Below are 7,886 nucleotides of genomic sequence, written 5' to 3'. Positions count from 1 at the left end.
AGGTCGCCGCGCTGACCAGCGCCCAGATGGGCGCGCTGAGCACCAATGTGATCGCCAACGGCCTGACCACCGCGCAAGTGGTGGCCCTGAGCAGCACCCAGGCTTCCGGCCTGAACTCGCGCCAGATCGCCGCGCTGTCGACCGCCAACCTGGCTGCCATGGAAACGGTGGACTTCGCCGCCCTGAAGACCGCCACCATCGCTGCCCTGAGCTCGGCCCAGATCGTCGGCCTGACCTCGGCGCAAGTGGTGGCCCTGACCACGCTGCAAGCCGCCTCGCTGACCTCGGCCCAGATCGCCGCCATGGAAACGGTGGACCTGGCCGCCATGGAAACGGTGGACTTCGTGGCCCTGAAGACCAGCGCCATCGCCGGCCTCAGCACTGCCCAGTTCGCCGGCCTGACGACCAACCAGGTCGCCGCGCTGACCAGCAGCCAGATGGGCGCGCTGAGCACCACCGTGATCGCCAACGGCCTGACCACCGCGCAGATCGTCGCCCTGAGCAGCACCCAGGCCGCCGGCCTGAGCTCGCGCCAGATCGCCGCCCTGTCGACCGCCAACCTGGCCGCCATGGAAACGGTGGACTTCGCCGCCCTGAAGACGGCCACCATCGCCGCCCTGAGCACCGCGCAGATCGCCGGCCTGACCTCGGCGCAAGTGGTGGGCATGACCACCGCCCAGGCCGCCTCGCTGACCTCGGCGCAAGTGGCCGCCATGGAAACGGTCGACCTGGCCGCCATGGAAACCGTGGACTTCGTGGCACTGAAGACCAGCGCCATCGCCGGCCTGAGCACCAGCCAGTTCGCCGGCCTGACCACCAACCAGGTCGCCGCGCTGACCAGCGCCCAGATGGGTGCGCTGAGCACCAGCCTGATCGCCAACGGCCTGACCACCGCGCAAGTGGTGGCCCTGAGCAGCACCCAGGTGGCCGGCCTGACCTCGCGCCAGATCGCCGCCCTGACCACGGCCAACCTGGCCGCCATGGAAACGGTGGACTTCGCCGCCCTGAAGACCGCCACCATCGCTGCCCTGAGCACCACGCAGATGGCCGGCCTGACCTCGTCGCAAGTGATCGCGCTGACCACGGCCCAAGCCGCCTCGCTGACCTCGGCGCAAGTGGCCGCCATGGAAACGGTGGACCTGGCCGCGATGGAAACCGTGGACTTCGTGGCACTGAAGACCAGCGCCATCGCCGGCCTGAGCACCACCCAGTTCGCCGCGCTGACCACCAACCAGGTCGCCGCGCTGACCAGTGGCCAAGTCGGCGCGCTGAGCACCAACCTGATCGCCAACGGCCTGACCACCGCGCAAGTGGTGGCCCTGAGCACCACCCAGGCCGCCGGCCTGACCTCGTCGCAGGTGGCTGCCTTCACCACGGCCAACCTGGCCGCGATGGAGACCGTCGACTTCGCCGCGCTGAAGACCTCGGCCATCGCCGGCCTGAGCACGGCGCAGTTCGCCGGCCTGACCACCAACCAGGTTGCCGCGCTGACCAGCGCCCAGATGGGTGCGCTGAGCACCAACCTGATCGCCAACGGCCTGACCACCGCGCAAGTGGTGGCCCTGAGCAGCACCCAGGCCGCCGGCCTGACCTCGCGCCAGATCGCTTCCCTGTCGACCGCCAACCTGGCCGCCATGGAAACCGTGGACTTCGCCGCACTGAAGACCTCGGCGATCGCCTCGCTGACCACGGCCCAGATCGTCGGCCTGACGTCCGCGCAAGTGGTCGGCCTGACCACGCTGCAAGCCGCGTCGCTGACCTCGGCCCAGGTCGCCGCGATGGAAACGGTGGACCTGGCCGCGATGGAAACCACGGACTTCGTGTCCCTGAAGACCACCGCCATCGCCGGCCTGAGCACCAGCCAGTTCGCCGGCCTGACCACCAACCAGGTTGCCGCGCTGACCAGCAGCCAGATGGGCGCGCTGAGCACCAACGTGATCGCCAACGGCCTGACCACCGCGCAAGTGGTGGCCCTGTCCAGCACCCAGGCCGCCGGCCTGAGCTCGCGCCAGATCGCCGCCCTGTCGACCGCCAACCTGGCGGCCATGGAAACGGTGGACTTCGCCGCCCTGAAGACGGCCACCATCGCCGCGCTGACCTCGGCCCAGATCGTTGGCCTGACCTCCGCGCAAGTGGTGGGCATGACCACGGCCCAGGCCGCATCGCTGGGTTCGGCGCAGATCGCCGCGCTGGAAACGGTGGACCTGGCCGCGCTGGAAACGGTGGACCTCGTGTCGCTGAAGACCAGCGCCATCGCCGGCCTGAGCACCAGCCAGTTCGCCGCCCTGACCACCAACCAGGTTGCTGCACTGACCAGCTCGCAGATGGGGGCGCTGACCACCACCATCATCGCCAACGGCCTGACCACCGCGCAAGTGGTGGCCCTGAGCAGCACCCAGGCTGCCGGCCTGAGCTCGCGCCAGATCGCCGCGCTGACCACGGCCAACCTGGCCGCGATGGAAACGGTGGACTTCGCCGCACTGAAGACCGCCACCATCGCCGCCCTGAGCACCGCGCAGATCGCCGGCCTGACCACCTCGCAAGTGGTGGGCATGACCACGGCCCAGGCCGCGTCGCTGACCACGGCCCAGCTGGCCGCGCTGGAAACGGCTGACCTGGCCGCGATGGAAACGGTGGACTTCGTGTCGCTGAAGACCAGCGCCATCGCCGCCCTGACCACCACCCAGTTCGCCGCGCTGACCACCAACCAGGTCGCCGCGCTGACCAGCGCCCAGATGGGGGCGCTGACCACCACCATCATCGCCAGCGGCCTGACCACGGCGCAAGTGGTGGCCCTGAGCACGGCCCAGGCCGCCGGCCTGACCTCGCGCCAGATCACCGCGCTGACCACGGCCAACCTGGCCGCGATGGAAACGGTGGACTTCGCCGCACTGAAGACCGCCACCATCGCCGCGCTGACCACCACCCAGCTGGGTGCGCTGACCAGCAACCAGGTGATCGCGATGACCACCGCGCAGACCGCAGCCCTGGGCTCGGCGCAAGTGGGCGCGCTGTCGACCGCCTCGCTGGCGGCACTGGCCACGGACGACGTCGCTGCGCTGAAGACCGCCAGCATCGCCGCGCTGAGCACCACCCAGCTGAACGCGCTGACCACCACCCAGGTGACGGCGCTGACCACGGCGCAGGCAACGGCGCTGACCAGCAGCCAGATCGTTGGCCTGGCCACCAGCAGCCTGGGCGCGATGGAAACGGCCGATCTGCGCGCACTGCGGACCAGCGGCATCGCTGCGCTGACCACCAGCCAGCTGAGCGCGCTGACCACCACCCAGCTGCCGGGCATGACCACCAGCCAGATCGCTGCGCTGAGCTCGACGCAAGTGTCGGCCCTGACCAGCACCCAGCTGGCCTCGCTGACCACGGCGCAGCTGGCGGTGCTGGCACCGTCCACGCCGCTGGTGCTCGACCTGAACGGCAACGGTGTCCAGACCCTGGGCGTCTCGTCCGGTGTCCAGTTCGACATCTTTGCCACCGGCAAAGCGGTCAACACGGGCTGGGTAGGCCAGGGCGACGGCCTGCTGGTGATGGACCGTAACAACGACGGCACCATCAACAACGGCGGCGAACTGTTCGGCAGCTCGGTGACCCTGGCTGACGGTAGCAAGGCGCAAGACGGCTACGCCGCCCTGTCCGAGCTCGACAGCAACGGCGACCGCGTGATCGACAGCGGCGACGCGGCCTTCGACAAGCTGAAAGTGTGGGTGGATGGCAACGCCGACGGTGTCAGCCAGGCCGACGAACTGCTCAGCCTGAAGGATGCCGGTGTGGCCAAGCTGAACCTGAATGCCGCCGCCAGCGACATCAACAGCAACGGCAACTGGGTTGGCCTGACCTCGACCTTCGAGAAGGCCGACGGCAGCCAGGGCGCCATGGCCGACGTCTGGTTCCAGACCGGCGTGGCCAAGTCCGCCGAGCTGCGCGACAAGGTCAGCGGCCTGGCCCAGTCGATCAACGCCTTCGCCTCGGCGCCGGAAGCGGCACCGGCCGGCGGCAAGCTGGAGATGCCTGCGCAGCAGAACGCATCGCTGGCAGCGGTCGGCAAGATGGTTGATGTACTGAAAGGCTTCGACGCCAACGGCAACGCGCTGGGCGGCTCCGCGCTGGCCAGCGGCAGCCAGACGGTGCGCGCACCGGGCCAGGTCGACAGCGGCAGCAACGGCTTCCTCGCGATGCCGAAGTAAATCCCGCAGCGGCAGGGGCGGCGACGCCCCTTCCGGGCCGGCGGCGACGGGCAACCGTCGCCGCTTTTTTTTATTCCGCGCCAAGGCGGGCACAGGTTAGAATCGCAGTGAGCGCGCCGCCGGCCCGCCTGCGCACAGTGCACGAATTCTCACGTTTCACAGACGATGCAAGAAAAATTCCCCCATACGGTAATCCAATGCCTGACCGCCATCGCGCAGCACCACGGCTTGCAGGTCAACCCCGAGCGTCTGATCGATGACTATGCGCTGCGCGGCGAGGAACCGGCCGGCGCGCGCCTGCTGCGCATCGCTGCCGAAATCGGCCTGAAGGCCAAGCAGTCGCACCTGAACTGGGACAGCCTGCTGGCCCAGGGCGGCGTGTTCCCGCTGATCGCGCGCCTGGACAACGGCAACGCGGTGATCGTGGTGGGCGCGCGCGCCGACGACGCCGACGGCAAGGTGGCCATCCTCGATCCGCTCGAAGAGGCCGCTGGCGTGATGCTACTCACGCGCGAGCAGTTCTGCACCCGCTGGCACGGCGACATCGTGTTCATCAAGCGGCAGCACGCGCTGACCGATCCCAACCAGCCGTTCAGCCTGCGCTGGTTCATCCCCGAGATCCTGAAGCAGAAGGCGGCCTTCCGCGACATCGCCATTGCCGCCTTCGCCATGCACTTCCTGGCGCTGGCCTCGCCCATCTTCTTCCAGCTGGTGATCGACAAGGTGCTGATGCACCAGAGCGCGGCCACCCTGAGCGTGCTGGCGGTGGGCATCGTGGCCGCGCTGGCCTTCGACGGCATCTTCAACTACCTGCGCCAGCTGCTCACCCTGGCGGCCACCAACAAGATCGACATGCGCCTGACGCGGCGCACCTTCGGCCACCTGCTGTCGCTGCCGATCGACTACTTCGAGACCACCTCGGCCGGCGTCATCGCGCGCCACATGCAGCAGCTCGAGAAGATCCGCGGCTTCCTCACCGGGCGCCTGTTCTTCACCGCGCTGGACGCCACCGCGCTGCTGATCTTCCTGCCCATCCTGTTTACCTACTCGGTCAAGCTGGCCATGATCGCGCTCGGCTTCACGCTGGTCATCGCCACCGTGGTGGCGGTCATGATCCCGCCCTTCCAGCGCCGCCTGAACGACCTGTACACGGCCGAGGGCAAGCGCCAGGCCATGCTGGTCGAGGCGGTGCACGGCATGCGCACCGTCAAGGCGCTGGCCATCGAACCGACCCAGCGCAAGCAGTGGGACCAGCGCTCGGCCGAGGCCATCACCCTGCATTTCCGGGTCGGCCAGATCTCCATCGCCGGCAACGCGCTGGTCGACTTCCTGGGCAAGCTGCTGCCGGTGGTGGTGATCGTCATCGGCGCCCAGGACGTGTTCGACCAGACCCTGTCGGTGGGCGCGCTGATCGCCTTCCAGATGATCACCAGCAAGGTCACGCAGCCGCTGATCGCCATAGTCGGGCTGGTCAACGAGTACCAGGAAACCGCGCTGTCGGTGAAGATGCTGGGCGAAGTGATGAACCGCGCGCCGGAGGGGCGCGGCGGCGCCGCCGGCCTGCGGCCGCAGCTGCAGGGCAGCATCACCTTCGACGCGGTGACGTTCCGCTATCCGGGCGCGGCGGGCACGGCGCTGGACCGCGCCAGCTTCACCATCAAGGCCGGCACCGTGGTCGGCATTGTCGGGCGCAGCGGCTCGGGCAAGACCACCTTGACCAAGCTGATGCAGGGCCTGTACCCGGTGCCCGAGGGCGTGGTGCGCTTCGACAGCTTCGACGCGCGCGAAATCGACCTGGCCCACTTGCGGCGCCAGATCGGCGTGGTGCTGCAGGAAAACTTCCTGTTCCGCGGCAGCGTGCGCGACAACATCAGCGCCGTCAAGCCGGACGCCACCTTCGAGGAGATCGTCGAGGCGGCTCAGGCGGCCGGCGCCGACGAGTTCATCGAGCGCATGCCGCAGGGCTACGACACCTTGCTGGAAGAAAACGCCTCCAACCTGAGCGGCGGCCAGAAGCAGCGCCTGTCGATCGCGCGCGCGCTGCTGGCCAAGCCGCGTATCCTGATCCTGGACGAGGCGGCCAGCGCGCTGGACCCGGAGAGCGAGGCCATCTTCATTGCCAACCTGTCCAAGATCGCCGTCGGCCGCACCGTGGTGATGATTTCGCACCGCCTGTCGACGCTGGTCAACGCCGACGCCATCCTGGTCATGCAGCGCGGCAGCCTGATGGACAGCGGCCGCCACGAAGAATTGTTGCAACGCAGTGAAACTTATCAGCACCTATGGAACCAACAAACAAGCCACCTGTAAACGCGCGCAAGGGACGCCAGCCCGACGTCGAGTTCCTGCCCGACGCCGATGAGATCGAGCTGCGCCCGCTGCCGCTGGTGGCGCGCGTGACGCTGCCGGTGCTGGCCGGCGGCCTGCTGCTGGCCGCGCTGTGGGCCAGCATCTCGCAGATCGACATGGTGGTGGTGGCCAAGGGCCGCCTGGTCAATCCGCTGCCCAACATCGTGGTGCAGCCGCTCGAGAATTCCATCGTGCAAGAGATCCACGTGCGGGTCGGCCAGATCGTGCGCAAGGGCGAGCGCCTGGCCACCATGGACCCCACCTTCACCTCGGCCGATGAAGCCCAGCTGCGCGCCCGCCTGGCCAGCCTGAGCACCCAGCAGGAACAGCTGGCCGCCGAGCTCAAGGGCGGCAGCGTGAGCGCCGGCGTCAACGCCGACGGCCAGCTGCAGCAGCGCCTGTCCGAGGAGCGGCGCGCCAACTACCTGGCCCAGGTCAACCGCATCGACGAGAACATCCTGCGCCAGCGCGCCGCGCTGGAAACCAACCGGCGCGACCTGCAGGTGCTCAACGCGCGCCTGGCCTCGGCGCAGGAAATGGAGACCATGCAGCAGCGCCTGGTGGACCAGCAGTTCGGCGCCCGCGTCAAGCTGCTCGAAGCGCGCGACAAGCGCCTCGAGATCGAGCGCGACCAGCTGCTGACCAAGAACCGCGAACAGGAAATCCTGAAGGACATCGCCGGCCTGCAGGCCGAGAAGTCGGCCTTCGACCGCGGCTGGCGCCAGAAGACCATGGAAGAGATGCTGACCATCTCGCGCGACCGCGCCGACGTGGCCGAGCAGCTGCAAAAGGCCGACAAGCGCCACGCGCTGGTGAGCCTGCAGGCGCCGTCCGACGCGGTGGTGCTGGAGATCGCCAAGCTGTCGCCCGGCTCGATCGCGCGCGGCACCGAGAACTTCTTCACGCTGGTGCCGCTGGCCGCCGAGCTGGAGGCCGAGGTGCAGATCGACGCGCTGGACGTGGGCTACATCAAGCCCGGCGACCCGGTGCATATCAAGATCGACGCCTTCCCCTTCCAGCGCCACGGCGCGCTGGACGCCAAGGTGCGCACCATCAGCGAGGACGCGTTCCGGCGCGACAGCAGCCAGCCGCAGGCGCCGGACTCGTATTACCAGACCCGCTTGACGCTGAGCAAGAAGCCGCTGCGCGCCATGCAGCCGCAGTCGCGCTTGCTGCCCGGCATGACCCTGTCGGCCGAGATCGTGGTGGGCCAGCGCTCGGTGATGTCCTACCTGATCTGGCCGCTGACCAAGACGCTGGACGAATCGATCCGCGAGCCGTGACGCGGCGCCGGCAACGGCGCCGCCAATTTCCTCCCCGGCGCGCCGGAAGACGCGG

The 7,886-nt window shown here is 68.6% G+C and carries 3 protein-coding genes; all 3 read left to right on the top strand.

Annotated features, from left to right (window positions below; genetic code table 11):
* The coding region (locus tag AC6H42_RS28960) for a beta strand repeat-containing protein (RefSeq protein ID WP_497549524.1) at positions 1-4,199 on the top strand (4,199 nt) is incomplete at its 5' end.
* Positions 4,200-4,364: 165 nt separating this feature from the next.
* Positions 4,365-6,509: a peptidase domain-containing ABC transporter gene (locus tag AC6H42_RS28955; protein WP_057154028.1), complete on the top strand. Its 2,145-nt coding sequence runs from the start codon at positions 4,365-4,367 to the stop codon at positions 6,507-6,509.
* Positions 6,482-7,831, top strand: coding sequence for an HlyD family type I secretion periplasmic adaptor subunit (locus AC6H42_RS28950; protein WP_057154027.1), 1,350 nt, complete (start codon positions 6,482-6,484; stop codon positions 7,829-7,831). Before AC6H42_RS28955 ends, AC6H42_RS28950 begins: the two co-directional genes overlap by 28 nt.
* Positions 7,832-7,886: the final 55 nt, after the last annotated feature.

This window comes from Massilia sp. NBRC 108631, assembly GCF_059704565.1.
Note: the sequence above shows the minus strand (reverse complement) of the source record. Positions and strands in the feature narration are given on the sequence as shown.